Origin of the sequence: Burkholderia sp. BCC1993 (genome assembly GCF_905339865.1) — a bacterium.
Lineage (GTDB): Bacteria > Pseudomonadota > Gammaproteobacteria > Burkholderiales > Burkholderiaceae > Burkholderia.
Genome location: NZ_CAJPGZ010000006.1, coordinates 348,155 through 363,130, shown reverse-complemented (window position 1 = coordinate 363,130; position 14,976 = coordinate 348,155). Strand labels below are relative to the sequence as shown.

Sequence of the window (14,976 nt, the reverse complement as noted above, 5' to 3'; positions counted from 1 at the left end):
GCACTGTCGGGCGCTGGCCGCGTCAAATTTGTCAGTATTGTGTTCGGTACATCAGACCGGGAATTTTAACCGGTCAACATGTCCGCCAAAGTCATGAAATGCTAATTTTGTTCGGGAAAACGACAATTATAGGGAGCCGCGCGGCGCAAAAGCCACGTTGCTAACAACTTGATACAGCGCTCCGCACCCTTGCCGGCAACGGAATTTCCCACCAAATCAAGCGCATTTCCGAGAACATCGACCAAAAAATTATGCTGAATTCCGATTACTTTTCTTTTTCCCGGGAAACCCGCAGGATCCGCCCCTCATGACCCGCACCCCCATCGCCATCGGCGACATCCAAGGCTGTCATTCAGCTTTCCAGTCGCTGTCCGAAAAGCTTTCAGCGCCCGCCGACACCCCGCTATGGATCGCCGGCGACATCGTCAATCGCGGGCCCGACTCCCTCGCCGCGCTGCGCGCGCTGGTCGACCTCGGCCCGCGCGCGACCGTCGTGCTCGGCAACCACGACCTCCATCTGCTCGCGGTGTCGGCCGGCATCCGCACCGAACGCCCGGGCGACACGATCGGCGAAATCCTCGACGCGCCCGACGCCGACGCACTGCTGGACTGGGTCCGCCACCGCCCGTTCGCGCACTTCGACAACGACATGCTGCTCGTGCACGCGGGCGTACTGCCGCAATGGGACACATCGCTCGCGCTCGAACTCGCAGACGAACTCCAGCGCGCACTGCGCGCCCCCGACTGGCGCGACACGCTTCAAGGCCTGTACGGCAACGAACCGAATCAATGGAGTCCGAACCTGAAAAAACGCGACCGGATGCGCGTCGCGTTCAACGCGTTCACGCGCTTGCGATTCTGCACGCCCGATGGCGCGATGGAGTTCAAGGCGAACGGCGGCCCCGACAGCGCGCCACCGGGCTACCTGCCGTGGTTCGACGTACCGGCGCGCCGCACCGAAAACGTAACGGTCGTGTTCGGTCACTGGGCCGCGCTCGGCCTGATGCTGCGCGACAACGTCGTCGCGCTCGATTCGGGATGCGTATGGGGAAATCAGTTGTCGGCCGTGCGACTGACGGCCGACCCGGCGCAGCGTACGGTCACGCAGGTGCAGTGCGAGGCGTGCCGCACGCCGGGCGGCGAATAATCCGCACGCGCGGCGCGCGGGCGGAATGAAGCATCACCCCTCCCGCCCCGGCACCGGCTCCTCGGCCGCCGCATCACCCGCCGCACCGCCGCCGAGCTCGGTCGCCGGATACGCATGCTTCTGCAACTCCGCGAGCGACTCGGCCGACGGCTTGCCGACCTTCTCCTGCAACGTCGCCAGCGCGGCGGCGATCGCATCGCGCGCCGCCGCCGACGTCATGCGCCGATCACCGCCCGGCGCGATCGGCTCGCACACGTAGAGATGCGCGACGAGCGGGCCGCCGCGCAACACCATGTCGAGCGACATCCCGAGCGACAGCTCGCCCGTGTAGGCCGGCGCGACCGACTGCCGCCGCTGCGCGTCCTCGTACATCAGGCAGACCGGCTGCACCGCGCAGCCGGCCGACACCGCGGCCTGGAACAGGTTCGCATGAAACGGCAGCAGCGCCTGCCCGTCCGACGTGGTGCCTTCCGGAAACACGCACATCAGCCCGCCGCCGCGCAGGCGCTCGGCCATCTCGTGCATGATCCGCATCGCCTCGGTACGCTTCTCGCGCTGCAGGAACACGGTATCGAGCTTCTCGGCGAGCCAGCCGACGACCGGCCACTGCCGCACCTCGGCCTTCGACACGAACGGCGTCGGCCGCCATGCGTTGACCGCGTAGATGTCGAGCCACGACACGTGATTGCCGACCACGAGCGCGCTCGCGTCGAGCCGCGCGCCGTCGTTGTGCACGACGAGACGCATCCCGCAGATCCGCAGCATCTTGAGCGACCAGCGGCGCGTCATTTCGGCGCGGCGCGCGGGCGTGACATGCGAAAAGCGCAGCGCGACGATCGCCATGCCGCGCAGCAGGTGAAAGACGAGACGCAGCTTGCGAAGAGCGGTCATGGCGAAGATCCGGCTGGGTTCAGTGACGCTCGAACGCGACCTGCCCCGCCACGAGCGTCGCACGCACGCAGGCCGGCAGTTCGTAGCCGAGGAACGGCGAGTTGTGGCCCTGGCTCTTCAGCACGCGCGGCTCGACGCGCCAGTGCGCGCGCGGGTCGAACACGCACAGGTCGGCCGCGCCGCCTTCGGCCAGGCGGCCTGCCGGCAACTGCAGGACGTCGGCCGGCGCGGCCGTGATGCGGCGCAGCGCCTGCGCGAGCGGCGTGTTCGTTTCATCGGCCCACTTCACCGTGAGCGACAGCAGCAGTTCGAGCCCCGTCGCGCCCGGCGTCGCTTCGGCGAACGGCAGCAGCTTCTCGTCGTCGTCGACCGGCGTGTGATCGGAGCAGATCGCATCGATCGTGCCGTCGGCGAGCGCCGCGCGGATCGCTTCGCGATCGCGCTCGCCGCGCAGCGGCGGGTCCAGCCGGAACTGCGAATCGAAGTAGCCGATGTCGACGTCGATCAGGTGCAGGTGGTTCACGCCGACGTCGCACGTCACGGGCAGCCCCTCGGCCTTCGCTTCACGCACAAGCGCAAGGCCGGCCGCCGACGACAGGCGCGCAAGGTGCACGCGCGCGCCCGTCACGCGCATCAGTTCGAAGATCGTGTGCAGCGCGATCGTCTCGGCCGCGACCGGCACGCCGGACAGCCCGAGCCGCGACGCGAGCGCGCCGCTCGCGGCGACGCCGCCGCGGCCGATGAACGCGTCGAGCGGACGCAGCCACGTCGTGTAGCCGTAGGTGCTCGCGTATTGCAGCGCGCGCAGCAGCACCTGCGTGTCGCGTACTGGCACGTTCGCATGCGTGAAGCCGACGCAGCCCGATTCGGTCAGCGCGACCATCTCGGTGATCACTTCGCCCTTGAGGCCGACGGTGAGCGCGCCGAGCGGATGGACGTTCGCCTGGTGCAGGTTGCGGGCACGGAACTTGAGCATCTCGACGAGGCCCGGCTCGTCGAGCACGGGGTCGGTGTCCGGCGGGCACACGAGGGTCGTCACGCCGCCCGCGACGGCCGCGGCCATCTCGGACGCAAGCGTCGCCTTGTGCTCGTAGCCGGGCTCGCGCAGCCGCGCGCACAGGTCGACGAGACCGGGAGCGACGATCAGGCCCGACGCGTCGATCGTCTTGTCCGCGTCGAAACCGGCCGGCGCCGTCCCTGCTGCCGCGAGCGCGGCGATCTTGCCGTCCGCGACGAATACGTCGGCCTGCCGTTCGGTGCCGGCGACCGGGTCGATCAGCGTGCCGCCTTTGATATGAATCTTCATGCGCTGTCTGTAAATGCGTTGATTGCGTGAATAAGGATGCGCGAAAGCGGGCTCAGTCGCTGTTGCCGGCGACGATGCCCATCACCGCCATCCGCACGGCGATGCCGAACGTGACCTGGTTGAGGATCACCGACTGCGGACCGTCGGCGACCTGCGAGTCGATCTCGACGCCGCGGTTCATCGGGCCCGGGTGCATCACGATCGCGTCGGGCGCGGCGAGCGCGAGGCGCTCGGGCGTCAGGCCCCAGGTCTTGAAGTATTCCTGCGCGGACGGCAGCAGCGCGCCGCTCATCCGCTCGTTCTGCAGGCGCAGCATGATGATCACGTCGACGCCCTTCAGCCCTTCGTCGAGGTTGTGGAACACCTTCACGCCCATCTGCTCGAGGCCGCCCGGCAGCAGCGTGCGCGGGCCGATCGCGCGCACTTCCGGCACGCCGAGCGTGGTGAGCGCGTGGATGTCCGAGCGCGCGACGCGCGAATGCAGGATGTCGCCGACGATCGCCACGCGCAGCTTCGTGAAGTCGCGCTTGTAGTGACGGATCGTGTACATGTCGAGCAGGCCCTGCGTCGGGTGTGCATGACGACCGTCGCCCGCGTTGATCACGTGCACGTGCGGCGCGCAGTGCTCGGCGATCAGGTACGGCGCGCCGCTCGACGCATGGCGCACGACGAACAGGTCGGCATGCATCGCCGACAGGTTGTTGATCGTGTCGAGCAGCGACTCGCCCTTGCTCGTCGACGACGCGTTGATGTTCAGGTTCAGCACGTCGGCCGACAGGCGCGTCGCGGCGATCTCGAAGGTCGTGCGCGTGCGCGTCGAGTTCTCGAAGAACAGGTTGAACACCGACTTGCCGCGCAGGAGCGGCACCTTCTTCACCTCGCGGTCCGTCACGCTGACGAACTGCTCGGCCGTGTCGAGAATGTGGTTGACGATCGAGCGCGGCAGGCCCTCGATCGACAGCAGGTGTTTCAACTCGCCGTTTTTCGTGAGCTGCGGGTTGCCCTTCAGGAAACCGTAGCGGAACCGCTCGGGGCTCGCGGCCGCGGCGGGATTGCCGGTGCGGCCAGTGGTGTCGGTGGTCATGGTGTGCGTGATTCCAACTATGCAAACGGGCCGCGGTACGAAGCGGCGGCCCGGGATACGGTTTCGCGGTTCGCTCAGGCGCCGCGCGCCTCGATGCGCAGCGTGAGCTGCGCGGCTTCGTCGCGCGCGAGCACGAGCGTCGCATCGGCCGGCACGTCGAGGGTGCCGCCCGCGAAACGCGCGGCGACCGGCAGTTCGCGGCCGCCGCGATCGGCGAGCACCGCAAGCTCGACCGCGGCCGGACGGCCGTAGTCGAACAGTTCGTTGAGCGCGGCGCGCACGGTGCGGCCGGTGTACAGCACGTCGTCGACGAGCACGATGCGCGCGCCGTCGACCTCGAACGGCAGCGACGTGGGGCTCGCCTGGCTGTGCAGCCCCTTCTTCGCGTAATCGTCGCGATGCAGCGCGACGTTCACGACGCCGAACCCCGGCGCGCCGAGATCGCGCGCGAGGCGCTCGGCGAGCCAGGCGCCGCCGCTGTGAATGCCGGCGAGCCGCGGGCCGCCCGGCTCGGCGAAGGCCGTGCCGTATGCGTCGCGGATCTGGTCGAGCAGGACGCGGTAGAGCGCGTCGGCATCAATGGTGCTCATGGTCGGACAATTGATCGAGATACTGTTGAAGGATCACGCGCGCGGCCTCGGCATCGAGCATCTCGGCGCGTGCGCGCCCGCGCACGTTGCGCTCGCGCAGCCCGGCCTCGGCCTCGACCGACGAATAGCGTTCGTCGACCCACGTGACGGGCAGCCCGAAGCGGCCGTTCAGCTGGTTGCCGAAACGCTTCGCCTGCTGCGTCATGTCGTGCGGCGTGCCGTCCGGATGCATCGGCAGGCCGACGACGAGCGCGTCCGGCCGCCATTCGGCCAGCAGTTCGCCGACCGCCTTGAAGCGGTGCTCGCGGTTCAGGTTGGGAATCACGACGAGGGCGCGGGCCGAGCGCGTCAGCGCATTCCCGATCGCGACGCCGATCCGCTTCTCGCCGTAATCGAACGCCAGGAGCGTCGCGTCGCGCGCGCTCGCGCCACTCATGCGTGCCCTGCTTCGCCGGACAGCATCGACGAGCTGACGCCGAGCAGGCCAAGTGCGGCTTCGAAACGCTCCTCGGCCGGCGTGTCGAACACGATGCGCGGATCGGCGGCGACCGTCAGCCAGCCGTTGCGGGAAATTTCTTCCTCGAGCTGCCCGGCGCCCCAGCCGGCATGGCCGAGCGTCAGCAGGAAGCGCTTCGGGCCGGTGCCCGTCGCGACCGCCTCGAGCACGTCCTTCGACGTCGTCATCTCGAGCCCGCCCTCGACCGACATGGACGAGTTGTAGTTCGCGCCCTCGACCGGCTCGTGCAGCACGAAGCCGCGCTCGGTCTGGACCGGGCCGCCGAAGTACACGGGAATGTGCAGCAGCGGCTCGATGTCGAGCTTCAGGTCGATGCGGCTGAACAGCGATTCGAGGTCGATGTCGGTGGGCCGATTGATGACGAGGCCGAGCGCACCGCGCTCGCTGTGATCGCAAAGATAGACCACCGTTCCCGAAAACGTCGGATCCGCCATGTTCGGCATGGCGATCAGGAACTGGTTGGTGAGATTGATGCGATCGGAAGGCTTTGACATGGTTTGAATTTTAGCAAAGACGCCGCGGCCTGACCGGGCCGCGATCAACAAGCAACGCCGCACGACGCTGGCAACGACGCGCGCGGATCACATGGCACTCTAACACGCGCGCGGGCGCTGTCGGCAGCGTGTTGCCGGCCCGCGTGGCAAGGGCTGCCGCTGCGGTCGCGCCCCGTTGCGCATCAGGTCCGGGCGAGCGCCGCGCCGAGCGCCTCGGATGCCGCGGTCAGGTCCGGCGGCGCCACCCCCGCGGCGATCTTCAGCAGCGCGCCGCGCAGCAGGTCGGATGCCCGGCCGTGCGCGTCGAGCCCACCGTCGGCGAGCGGCAGGCCGTGTGCGGCACGGCGCCATGCGAGCCCGAGCGTGTCGGCCAGCAGCGCCGCGTGACCGAGCCCGAGCGCGCATGCGGCCGTACCGACCCGGTAGGCGGCCGCGGATGCGCGCCATGCGGCCCCCGCATCGGCCGTGGCCGCATCGACCGCCAGATCGGCCATCGACGCGTCGGCCGTCTGCAGGAAATCCTCATACGCGTGCGCGTTGACGGTCACGACGCCGAGCATGCGGGTGGGCGCCGCCGCGACCGCCTCATGCTCGGCCTGCGCGGCGCCTGCTTCCCACAGCGCCTCGGACGCGGGCGTGCCGGCGACGTGCCAGTCCACGGTCAGCCCATAGTCGTGCAGCACGTCGACGAGCGCGACGTCTTCCGCGGCCGCGCCGAACAGCGCGAAATCGCGCCACAGCAACGCAACCGTCTCGCGCACGAGCGCCGGCGGCGCGCTGCGCCTGCCCTGCGCGTGCTCGCCGAGCAGCAGGTTGGTCCGTGCGAGGAAACGCTTCAGTTCGGGCGCGGCGCAGGCGCGCAGCGCGCGCAGGCACGCGGCGGCGAGCCGCCAGAAATCGTAGGGCGCGTCGTCGGCCAGCGCGGTCAGGGTCGTGTCGAGCTCGTCGAGCGCCGCGTCCGGCGTGCCGTGCGGCGCGCGCAGCACGCCGAGCAGCGCCTGCTCGTAACGGGCCCGCGCGCGGCTCGCGAATGCGTCGGGCAGCGCGCGCAGCGTCGCCGGCGGCATCGCGCGCCCGACGAGTGCCAGCGCGTCGAGCGGCACGCTCGCGTGCAGGTCGGCCGAGCTTTGCGCACGCAGCGCACGGAAATGGTCGAACAGGATGGGTGAGCAGGCCAGCTCGCGCAGATTGTGGCGCCCGACCGCCGCGCTGAAATCGCGCAACGCGAGGCGCCAGGCGGCGGAAGCCGGTTCGGTGGCGACGACCGGCACCGCGGCGGCCAGTTGCCCCGCGAATCGGGCGGCCGGCAGCCAGCCGGCCTCCGCCAGCACGGCGGCAGCGGCCGACAGCGGCGCGGCCGCGTCGTCGCGACGCTCGAATGCGTCGGCGGCGGCCGCGAGCCACGCGTCGGCCGCGCGCACAGCCCCGCCGCGCGGGTTGGGCAATGCGTCAGGGTGGGGAACGTTCGCCGGATCGGCCGTCATGGACACGCGCGCCTGTCATCGTCAAGTCGCTCGCGCCGGCCGCGGCGCGCAAGCACCGGGCAACCGCGAGGCCGCAGCCGTGTGTCCGTTGGCCAAGGGTCCGGTCAGATCTGGACCATCTCGAAGTCTTCCTTGCGAGCGCCGCATTCGGGGCACGTCCAGTTGATCGGGACGTCTTCCCAGCGCGTGCCCGGGGCGATGCCCTCTTCGGGCAGCCCGGCTTCTTCGTCATAAATCCAGCCACAAATCAGGCACATCCAGCTCTTGTATTCCATCTTAAGCCGCGTCGGGAAAAGTCGGTAAATTCGGGAGCCATGATGGTACCGTGTCGGGGCCGGACTGCCTAGCAATCGCACTGGAGTACGGCAACTACGTTGCGCTGCGCTAAAAAATCCGTCGTGCGGGCCGGATTCCGCCGCATAATGGCTGGAAAGTGCGGCCTGCCGGGCAACACAGGGCCCAAACGCCCACTTCGCCTCGCCGTCCGCAGTTCCGTCGTTTTTTTCTTGCCCCATTTTTACATGTCCAGCAACGCCCCTCCGATCGTCCTCACCTTCGGCCTGTCCGATCCCACCGGCGGCTCCGGCCTCCAAGCCGATCTGATGACCCTGGCGAGCATGGGCTGCCACGGCGTGTCCGTCCTGACGGGCTATACCGTGCGCGACTCCGCCGCCTGCGACGAAGTGACCGGTCTCGATCCCGATGTCGTCGCCGCCCAGGCGCGCATGCTGCTCGAGGACATGCCGGTCGCCGCGTTCAAGATCGGCGCGGCGACGCGCGCGGAAGTCGTGAGCGCGATCGCCGAAGTGGTCGCCGACTACGACGGCGTGCCGCTCGTGCTCGCGCCGGACTTCACGCTCGACGACGAGCACGTGCTCGCCGCCGACGACCTGCGCGAATCGATCGCCGACCTGCTCGCGCCGCAGACGACGCTGCTGGTCGCCGACCACGCGACGCTGATCGCGCTCGCGCAGCCGGACGGCGATGCCGAGGCGCCGAATCTCGATGCGGCCGTGTCGCACCTGCTGTCGCAGGGCTGCGAGTACATCCTGTCGTCGGAGACGGGCTCGCACCGGCTCGTCAACACGCTGTACGGCGAGGAAGGCCAGCTTCGCGAAGACATGTGGGATCGCTCGCCGCACCGGTTGATGGGCATCACCGATACGCTCGGCGCGGCGATCGCCGCCCTGCTCGCGAATGGCCAGGAGCCGCCCGAAGCGGTGCGCGAGGCGCAGGAATACCTGTACCAGGCCGTGCGCGACGCGTTCCGGCCCGGCATGGGCGCGTACCTGCCCGACCGGTTCTTCTGGGCCCGCAGCAACGATGAGGAAGGCGGGCGCCCGGTGACGGAAAGCAGCAAAAGCTCGCCGCGGATCGCCCGGCATTGAACCCGCACGGCGGCCCTGCGCCGCCGTTGCACGCGGCTCACCCTCGCGCCGGGGCGGCAGGTCCGCCCCCAAATGTCCGCCCTTTTTTGCGCGCACATAAAAAAAGACCCGCATCGCTGCGGGTCTTTTTCTTTGGCTGGAACGCGCATCGCTGCGCGCCCCGGACACCATCGACCGAAGTCGATTACATGTCCATGCCCATGCCGCCCATGCCGCCCGGCATGCCGCCGGCCATCGGTGCGTCTTCCTTCGGCAGTTCTGCGACAGCTGCGTCCGTCGTCAGCAGCAGGCCAGCAACCGAAGCTGCGTTCTGCAGTGCGGTGCGCGTGACCTTGGTCGGGTCGACGACGCCGGCTTCAACCATGTCGACGTACTCGCCCGTTGCTGCGTTGTAGCCGTAGTTGCCCGTGCCTGCAGCCACTGCCGCCACCACGACGCTCGCTTCTTCGCCGCCGTTCGTGACGATCTGGCGCAGCGGCTCTTCCATTGCGCGCAGCACGATCTTGATGCCGGCGTTCTGGTCGGCGTTCGCGCCGGTCAGGGCTGCGATCGCGGTGCGAGCGCGGATCAGCGCAACGCCGCCGCCTGCCACGATGCCTTCTTCCACAGCTGCGCGCGTTGCGTGCAGTGCGTCTTCGACACGTGCCTTCTTTTCCTTCATTTCGACTTCGGTCGCAGCACCGACCTTGATCACTGCCACGCCGCCGGCCAGCTTGGCCACGCGCTCTTGCAGCTTTTCACGGTCGTAGTCCGACGTCGCTTCTTCGATTTGCGTGCGAACTTGCTTGACGCGCGCTTCGATGTTCACGGCTTCGCCTGCGCCGTCGATGATCGTCGTGTTTTCCTTGCCCACTTCGATGCGCTTCGCCTGGCCCAGTTCTGCCAGCGTTGCCTTCTCGAGCGTCAGGCCGGTTTCTTCCGCGACGACTTGACCGCCGGTCAGGATCGCGATGTCTTCCAGCATGGCCTTGCGGCGATCGCCGAAGCCCGGCGCCTTGACCGCAACGGTCTTCAGGATGCCGCGGATGTTGTTGACGACCAGCGTTGCGAGCGCTTCGCCTTCGACGTCTTCAGCGATGATCAGCAGCGGACGGCCAGCCTTCGCGACTTGCTCGAGTACCGGCAGCAGATCACGGATGTTCGACACCTTCTTGTCGTGCAGCAGCACGAACGGGTTGTCGAGGACGGCAACTTGCTTGTCCGGGTTGTTGATGAAGTACGGCGACAGGTAGCCACGGTCGAACTGCATGCCTTCGACGACGTCGAGTTCGTCAGCCAGCGACTTGCCGTCTTCGACGGTGATCACGCCTTCCTTGCCGACCTTGTCCATCGCTTCAGCGATGCGATCGCCGATCGACGTGTCGCTGTTCGCCGAGATCGAGCCGACCTGTGCGATTTCCTTGTTCGTCGTGCACGGCTTGCTGATCTTCTTCAGCTCTTCGACAGCCGCTGCGACTGCCTTGTCGATGCCGCGCTTCAGGTCCATCGGGTTCATGCCCGATGCGACGTACTTCATGCCTTCGCGAACGATCGATTGCGCGAGGACGGTTGCCGTCGTCGTGCCGTCGCCTGCGTTGTCGCTGGTCTTGGAAGCGACTTCCTTGACCATTTGCGCGCCCATGTTCTGGAGCTTGTCCTTCAGCTCGATTTCCTTCGCGACCGACACACCGTCCTTGGTGACCGTCGGGCCGCCGAAGCTGCGCTCGAGCACGACGTTGCGGCCCTTCGGACCCAGCGTGACCTTGACTGCGTTGGCGAGAATGTTCACGCCTTCGACCATCTTCGAACGGGCGGAATCGCCGAATACGACGTCTTTAGCTGCCATCTTCTAACTCCTTGAATTCTTGAGAATATGTACCGTCAGTGGACGCTTACTTCGCGTTGACCACGGCCATGATGTCTTCTTCGCGCATGACCAGCAGCTCCTGGCCGTCGACCTTGACGGTCTGGCCAGCGTACTTGCCGAACAGCACGCGATCGCCGACCTTCACGTCGAGCGCGATCGGCGCGCCCTTGTCGTCGCGCTTGCCCGGGCCGACTGCGAGGATCTCGCCTTGATCCGGCTTCTCAGCAGCAGCTTCGGGGATCACGATGCCCGAGGCGGTCTTGGTTTCCTGATCCAGGCGCTTGACGATCACGCGATCGTGCAAAGGACGAAGGTTCATATTCACTCCTCTCTTGACTGAGATTGAAGAACGCTTAGGGAATCTGCCCGGCGGTTCGCCCGGCAGAGAATTGTTAGCACTCTCGTGCAGCGAGTGCTAATTATATGGACGGGTTTTGACAAATTCAAGAAGGGGCGACGGAGGTTTTTTCGTGCGGGGCGGAACGGCGGAAAAACGGGGAGAAATCGAAAAATCCCATTCAAAACAACCACATAAACGTCAACCCCGCACACCGGGAGCGGACGGGATACGGGATATCCCGACCATCGCCCCAATTTGACACGGGGCAGGCACCGAGTTCCCTCGGTCGTCCGGCATCGCATGAAAAAGGCCGCTCGGACGCCAAAGAGGCCGGGACAGACCGCGAGATCGTCACGTGTCCGGACAGCCGGCGACCGGCTGGAACGTCCGGCCGTCGGTCTCGACCGTCGCGCCCAGCCGGCGCGCGAGCCCTTTCGCGCCTTCGCGCATCACGACGTCGTGATTCCAGGCGAATAGCGGGCGCGCGACCGGCTCCAACCAGTTCATCCAGCGCTCGCGCGTGCGGATGTGCCAGTCGTAGCGCACGACGGTGCGCGTGCCGTCGCCGGCGAACGACCAGCAGCCGTCGCCTTCGATCGCGCCGCTCGCGCGGCCTTCGAGCACATGCAGCCGCTCGACGCGCAGCACGCGCATGTCGAAGGTCAGCCGGTACGGCAACGCGCCTTTCCACGTGTATCGCTGCAGCGCGCCGACGCCGTGCGCATCACCGGGTTCGATCTCGACGGTCCGCACGGCGCTCTTCCACCAGTCGGGCCAGCGATCGACCTGGTAGATCGCGTCCCAGACAGCCGCGAGCGACGCGTCCACGCGCCACGTCGTCGAAAACCGGTATTCCGCCATGCTGCCTCCGGCATGAGTCGTCGGGATCAGGGATCAGGGTGCGAAAAAGCGGGCGGGAAACGCAACGTCGATCTCGACGTCGTCGAGCGTCACCGTCTCGAGCGGCGCGCCGTCGTCGTCCGCGAAGCTGACCACCTTCAGCGGAAAGCCGTCCTCGGTGTCCAGCCACAGACGATAGCGATGCACGCCGTCGACCACGTGCGCGGGTGCGCCCGTCACCGACACGCGCAGCGTGGTGCGACCGCCGAGGGTTTCCCGGCCCTCCGTCACCGTCGCACCGCCCTGCTGCAGCGCATGCACGTTGCGCAGCAGCACGCCGACGTCCGACCGGTCGACGCGATGGCCGCTGCGATTGCGCAGGAGCGGATTGGACGGCGACAGCGTCAGCGCGGGCAGCGCATGCTCGCCGAACGGGCGCAGCCGGACCTTGCCGTCGCCGGGATCGTACGCGAGCACCGCGCCGTGATGAGGCGACACGAAGTCCATCCGGACGAAACCGGGTTTCAGGTACGCATAGTGGAATTCGGCGTGCTCGCCGCTTCGCGCCGACGAGCGGATCGTCGCGCGGTACGAGTGGACCTGGTCGAAATGCGTCTGCGCGACGGTCACGGGGTCGGCTGTCATGCTCGCTCCTATCAGGCTCGCGGCCAGCAACGCGGCAATCATGGCGCCGCCTCGACGTCGAGCACGCCTTCCATTCCGCGCTCGCGATGACTGCGCAGGAACAGCAGCCGATGCGTGCAATAGTAGGCGAAGCGGCCGGGCGCCGTCGGCGTGAAGCGCAACGTGCGCGGCGTCGTGCCGAGTTCGGTACGCACCGCGATGCCGGCCTGCGGCGCGTCGATCGCGAAACTGTGCGGCACGACGCCCGGTTCGGCCGATACGGTCAGTTCCACCGGCACATGCGCGCGGACGATCACGTGGTTCGGGCGAAAGAAATAGCTGCCGCCGACGATCGCCACCCGCTGCACGCCGTCGGCGTCAACCGGCACGCGCACCGGGGCATCGCCGTCCGCCCGCGCGAGCCCGGCGCATGCCGCGAGCGCCACCACCACCATCGCCACCTTCGCGTTCATCATTGGCTCCCTGCCGATGCCGCGCGCTTCATCCCTTCCACGCGTCGGTCGGCCCGCCGAGCGCGCCGCATGCTTCGATCGCGAGCTCGCGCAGGCGTCGTTCGTCGGCGCGCCCGGAGAGCGCATAACCCATGCCGCGATCCGACCAGAAATACGTATGGCGGCCGTCGGCCGACATCGCCCGGGGCGCGAAACGCCGCGCATCGTAGGCCGTCATGTAGAGCGTCACGCGCTTGCCGTCCGCGCGCTGGTACACGAGTTGCGCCGCCGGCCCCGCGTCGCCCGGCAGCAGCCGGCCGCCCAGCAATGCATAGCCGTATTCGTCGAGCGACGGCGCACGCACGGGCCGCCCGAGACGCGCGGACAGCCACGCGGCAAGGCGCGCCGGATCGCGTGCGTCGACCTCGACCGGGTGCTCCCGCTCGGCCGCATACACGGCGTACGCGACGTCCGCGCGTGCGGCGAATGCCGGCTCAGCGCCGAACGTCGTCCAGCCCGCGTGCAGCGCGATGCCGATCACCAGCCCGGCCGCCAGCCCCGCGAACGCATAGGCAAGGCCACGCCAGCGCGGCGCGCGGCGCTGCACGAACAGCGCGGGTGCGGCAGCCGGCAGCGGGAACAGCGCGTGCAACGCATCGCGCTGCGCGCCGTAATGCGCGAACCGGTCGGCCTCCCGCGGATCGGACTGCAGCCGCTCGAGCACCTCGCGGCGCTCCTGCCCGGACAGCTCGCCGTCGAGCAGCGCCGACAGCAGCTGGGCCGACACGGCATCGTCCCGATCGTTCGAAGGTTTGCGCGGATCGTCGTCGTCCATCATGTCTTCCCGATCACCCGTAACGCGGCCGCGCCGTGCGCCGGCGGCTCGCCGGACAGCAGCGCACGCATCTGTTCACGCGCCCGTGACAGCCGCGACATCACCGTCCCCACCGGCACGCCGAGCACCTGTGCGGCGTCGCGGTAACTCAACTCCTCGAGCGCGACCAGCAGCAGCACCTCGCGCTGCTCGACCGGCAGCCGGTACAGCGCGCGCTGCACGTCGCGCAGCAGCAGGCCGCCGATCTCGTCGTTCGGCGCGGCCATCGTCTGCCACGGCGCGGTAGCATCGTCGACCGCGATCTCGCGCCGCGCGCGCAACTGGTCGATGAACCGGTGGCGCAGCAGCGTCAGCAGCCACGCGCGCAGGTTGCCGCCGTCACGCGGCGGCCGGTTCAGCGCGCGCTCGAGCGTGTCCTGCACGAGATCGTCCGCCCAGGCCCGGTCGCCCGTCAGCGCGCGCGCATACCGGGTGAGATGCGGCAGCCACACCAGCAGGTCCGATTCGTAGCTCATCCGGATGCCTTGCGCGTCGCCGCGCCGTCAGCCCGTCAGTCCGTCAGTCCGTTCTCAGGGGCGCGCGACGTGCCACATGCCGCCGACGCCGTCGCCGCCCGCATCACCGGCCTTGCGGTCCATCTTCCAGCGGTACAGCGGACGGCCGCGGTACGCCCATTGCTTCTTGCCATCGTCGCGCGTGACGAGGCTCAGTGCGCCCGACGCCTTGTCGTATCCGTCGGCGAGCGCCGGCGGCCAGTTGGCCGCGCAGGTGCCGGTGCACGTGCTCTTGCCCGGCGCGTCGTGATCGAACACGTATAGCGTCATGTGATCTTCGTCGACCAGTTTCCCGTCACCGGCCTGCGGCGGCTCGGCGGCCGCGGGCCGCGCGATCGCGGCCGTCAGCGCGATGGCGAACAGCATCGTCTTCATTCCCGTTCTCCTTTGCATGGCATCGCGGCACGGCGGCGCCGGACGGGACGTCGACTACGTCATGACCATTATCCCGCTGTCCGGCTGCGCCGCGACTCGGTAAGTAAACGGACGAATCCGGCCGGTTATTCCATTCCGCCCCGCAATACAGTGCCCATTCCTCCCATGAAATAGATCGGGAACCCAAAGAAAACGCGGCATGACATTGC

18 protein-coding genes are annotated in these 14,976 nt (G+C 68.2%); 2 read left to right on the top strand and 16 right to left on the bottom strand.

The window, feature by feature from the left end; genetic code table 11:
• The first annotated feature begins 307 nt into the window (after positions 1-307).
• A complete protein-coding gene (locus U4Y91_RS12570; RefSeq protein WP_321805317.1) occupies positions 308-1,147 on the top strand; it encodes a symmetrical bis(5'-nucleosyl)-tetraphosphatase in 840 nt (279 codons plus the stop codon).
• A 33-nt stretch (positions 1,148-1,180) separates the two neighbouring features.
• Here the strand turns inward: U4Y91_RS12570 and U4Y91_RS12565 are convergent, their stop codons facing one another.
• From U4Y91_RS12565 to U4Y91_RS12530, 8 genes are all read right to left on the bottom strand, one after another.
• Positions 1,181-2,038: a lysophospholipid acyltransferase family protein gene (locus tag U4Y91_RS12565; protein WP_321805316.1), complete on the bottom strand. Its 858-nt coding sequence runs from the start codon at positions 2,036-2,038 to the stop codon at positions 1,181-1,183.
• Between the two features lie 19 nt (positions 2,039-2,057).
• A complete protein-coding gene (locus U4Y91_RS12560; RefSeq protein ID WP_044846291.1) occupies positions 2,058-3,344 on the bottom strand; it encodes a dihydroorotase in 1,287 nt (428 codons plus the stop codon).
• 52 nt (positions 3,345-3,396) lie between these two features.
• Entirely contained in the window at positions 3,397-4,428 is a 1,032-nt protein-coding gene (locus tag U4Y91_RS12555) for an aspartate carbamoyltransferase catalytic subunit (protein WP_044846292.1), read from the bottom strand.
• 74 nt (positions 4,429-4,502) lie between these two features.
• The gene (gene pyrR / locus U4Y91_RS12550) at positions 4,503-5,018 is read right to left on the bottom strand and encodes a bifunctional pyr operon transcriptional regulator/uracil phosphoribosyltransferase PyrR (RefSeq protein WP_321805315.1); all 516 of its coding nucleotides are present in this window, start codon (positions 5,016-5,018) and stop codon (positions 4,503-4,505) included.
• Positions 5,005-5,454 carry a Holliday junction resolvase RuvX gene (ruvX, locus tag U4Y91_RS12545; protein ID WP_059820149.1) on the bottom strand — a complete coding sequence of 150 codons (450 nt, stop codon included), beginning with the start codon at positions 5,452-5,454 and terminating at the stop codon, positions 5,005-5,007. Before ruvX ends, pyrR begins: the two co-directional genes overlap by 14 nt.
• Positions 5,451-6,029 (bottom strand): YqgE/AlgH family protein, encoded by a 579-nt coding sequence (locus U4Y91_RS12540; protein ID WP_044846295.1) that lies wholly within the window; start codon positions 6,027-6,029, stop codon positions 5,451-5,453. Before U4Y91_RS12540 ends, ruvX begins: the two co-directional genes overlap by 4 nt.
• A gap of 182 nt (positions 6,030-6,211) precedes the next feature.
• Complete coding sequence (locus U4Y91_RS12535) at positions 6,212-7,513, bottom strand: hypothetical protein (protein ID WP_321805314.1); 1,302 nt, start codon at positions 7,511-7,513, stop codon at positions 6,212-6,214.
• Between the two features lie 104 nt (positions 7,514-7,617).
• The gene (locus U4Y91_RS12530) at positions 7,618-7,788 is read right to left on the bottom strand and encodes a rubredoxin (RefSeq protein WP_004186709.1); all 171 of its coding nucleotides are present in this window, start codon (positions 7,786-7,788) and stop codon (positions 7,618-7,620) included.
• Between the two features lie 246 nt (positions 7,789-8,034).
• Between U4Y91_RS12530 and U4Y91_RS12525 the strand changes: the two genes are divergently transcribed.
• Positions 8,035-8,901 carry a hydroxymethylpyrimidine/phosphomethylpyrimidine kinase gene (locus tag U4Y91_RS12525; RefSeq protein ID WP_059466951.1) on the top strand — a complete coding sequence of 289 codons (867 nt, stop codon included), beginning with the start codon at positions 8,035-8,037 and terminating at the stop codon, positions 8,899-8,901.
• Positions 8,902-9,085: 184 nt separating this feature from the next.
• Here U4Y91_RS12525 and groL read toward each other — a convergent pair whose 3' ends face one another.
• From groL to U4Y91_RS12485, 8 genes are all read right to left on the bottom strand, one after another.
• Entirely contained in the window at positions 9,086-10,726 is a 1,641-nt protein-coding gene (groL, locus tag U4Y91_RS12520) for a chaperonin GroEL (RefSeq protein WP_014897903.1), read from the bottom strand.
• 46 nt (positions 10,727-10,772) lie between these two features.
• Positions 10,773-11,066, bottom strand: a complete 294-nt coding sequence (locus tag U4Y91_RS12515; protein WP_011544732.1) for a co-chaperone GroES — start codon at positions 11,064-11,066, stop codon at positions 10,773-10,775.
• A gap of 372 nt (positions 11,067-11,438) precedes the next feature.
• Positions 11,439-11,948 (bottom strand): SRPBCC family protein, encoded by a 510-nt coding sequence (locus U4Y91_RS12510; protein ID WP_321805313.1) that lies wholly within the window; start codon positions 11,946-11,948, stop codon positions 11,439-11,441.
• 33 nt (positions 11,949-11,981) lie between these two features.
• Positions 11,982-12,614 carry a DUF1571 domain-containing protein gene (locus U4Y91_RS12505; RefSeq protein WP_321805312.1) on the bottom strand — a complete coding sequence of 211 codons (633 nt, stop codon included), beginning with the start codon at positions 12,612-12,614 and terminating at the stop codon, positions 11,982-11,984.
• The gene (locus tag U4Y91_RS12500) at positions 12,611-13,024 is read right to left on the bottom strand and encodes a quinol oxidase (protein WP_321805311.1); all 414 of its coding nucleotides are present in this window, start codon (positions 13,022-13,024) and stop codon (positions 12,611-12,613) included. Before U4Y91_RS12500 ends, U4Y91_RS12505 begins: the two co-directional genes overlap by 4 nt.
• A 28-nt stretch (positions 13,025-13,052) precedes the next feature.
• On the bottom strand, positions 13,053-13,838 hold the full coding sequence (locus U4Y91_RS12495; protein ID WP_415750458.1) for an anti-sigma factor family protein: 786 nt from the start codon (positions 13,836-13,838) through the stop codon (positions 13,053-13,055).
• Positions 13,838-14,353 (bottom strand): sigma-70 family RNA polymerase sigma factor, encoded by a 516-nt coding sequence (locus U4Y91_RS12490; protein ID WP_044846302.1) that lies wholly within the window; start codon positions 14,351-14,353, stop codon positions 13,838-13,840. Before U4Y91_RS12490 ends, U4Y91_RS12495 begins: the two co-directional genes overlap by 1 nt.
• A 54-nt stretch (positions 14,354-14,407) precedes the next feature.
• A complete protein-coding gene (locus U4Y91_RS12485) occupies positions 14,408-14,767 on the bottom strand; it encodes a hypothetical protein (protein ID WP_321805309.1) in 360 nt (119 codons plus the stop codon).
• Positions 14,768-14,976: the final 209 nt, after the last annotated feature.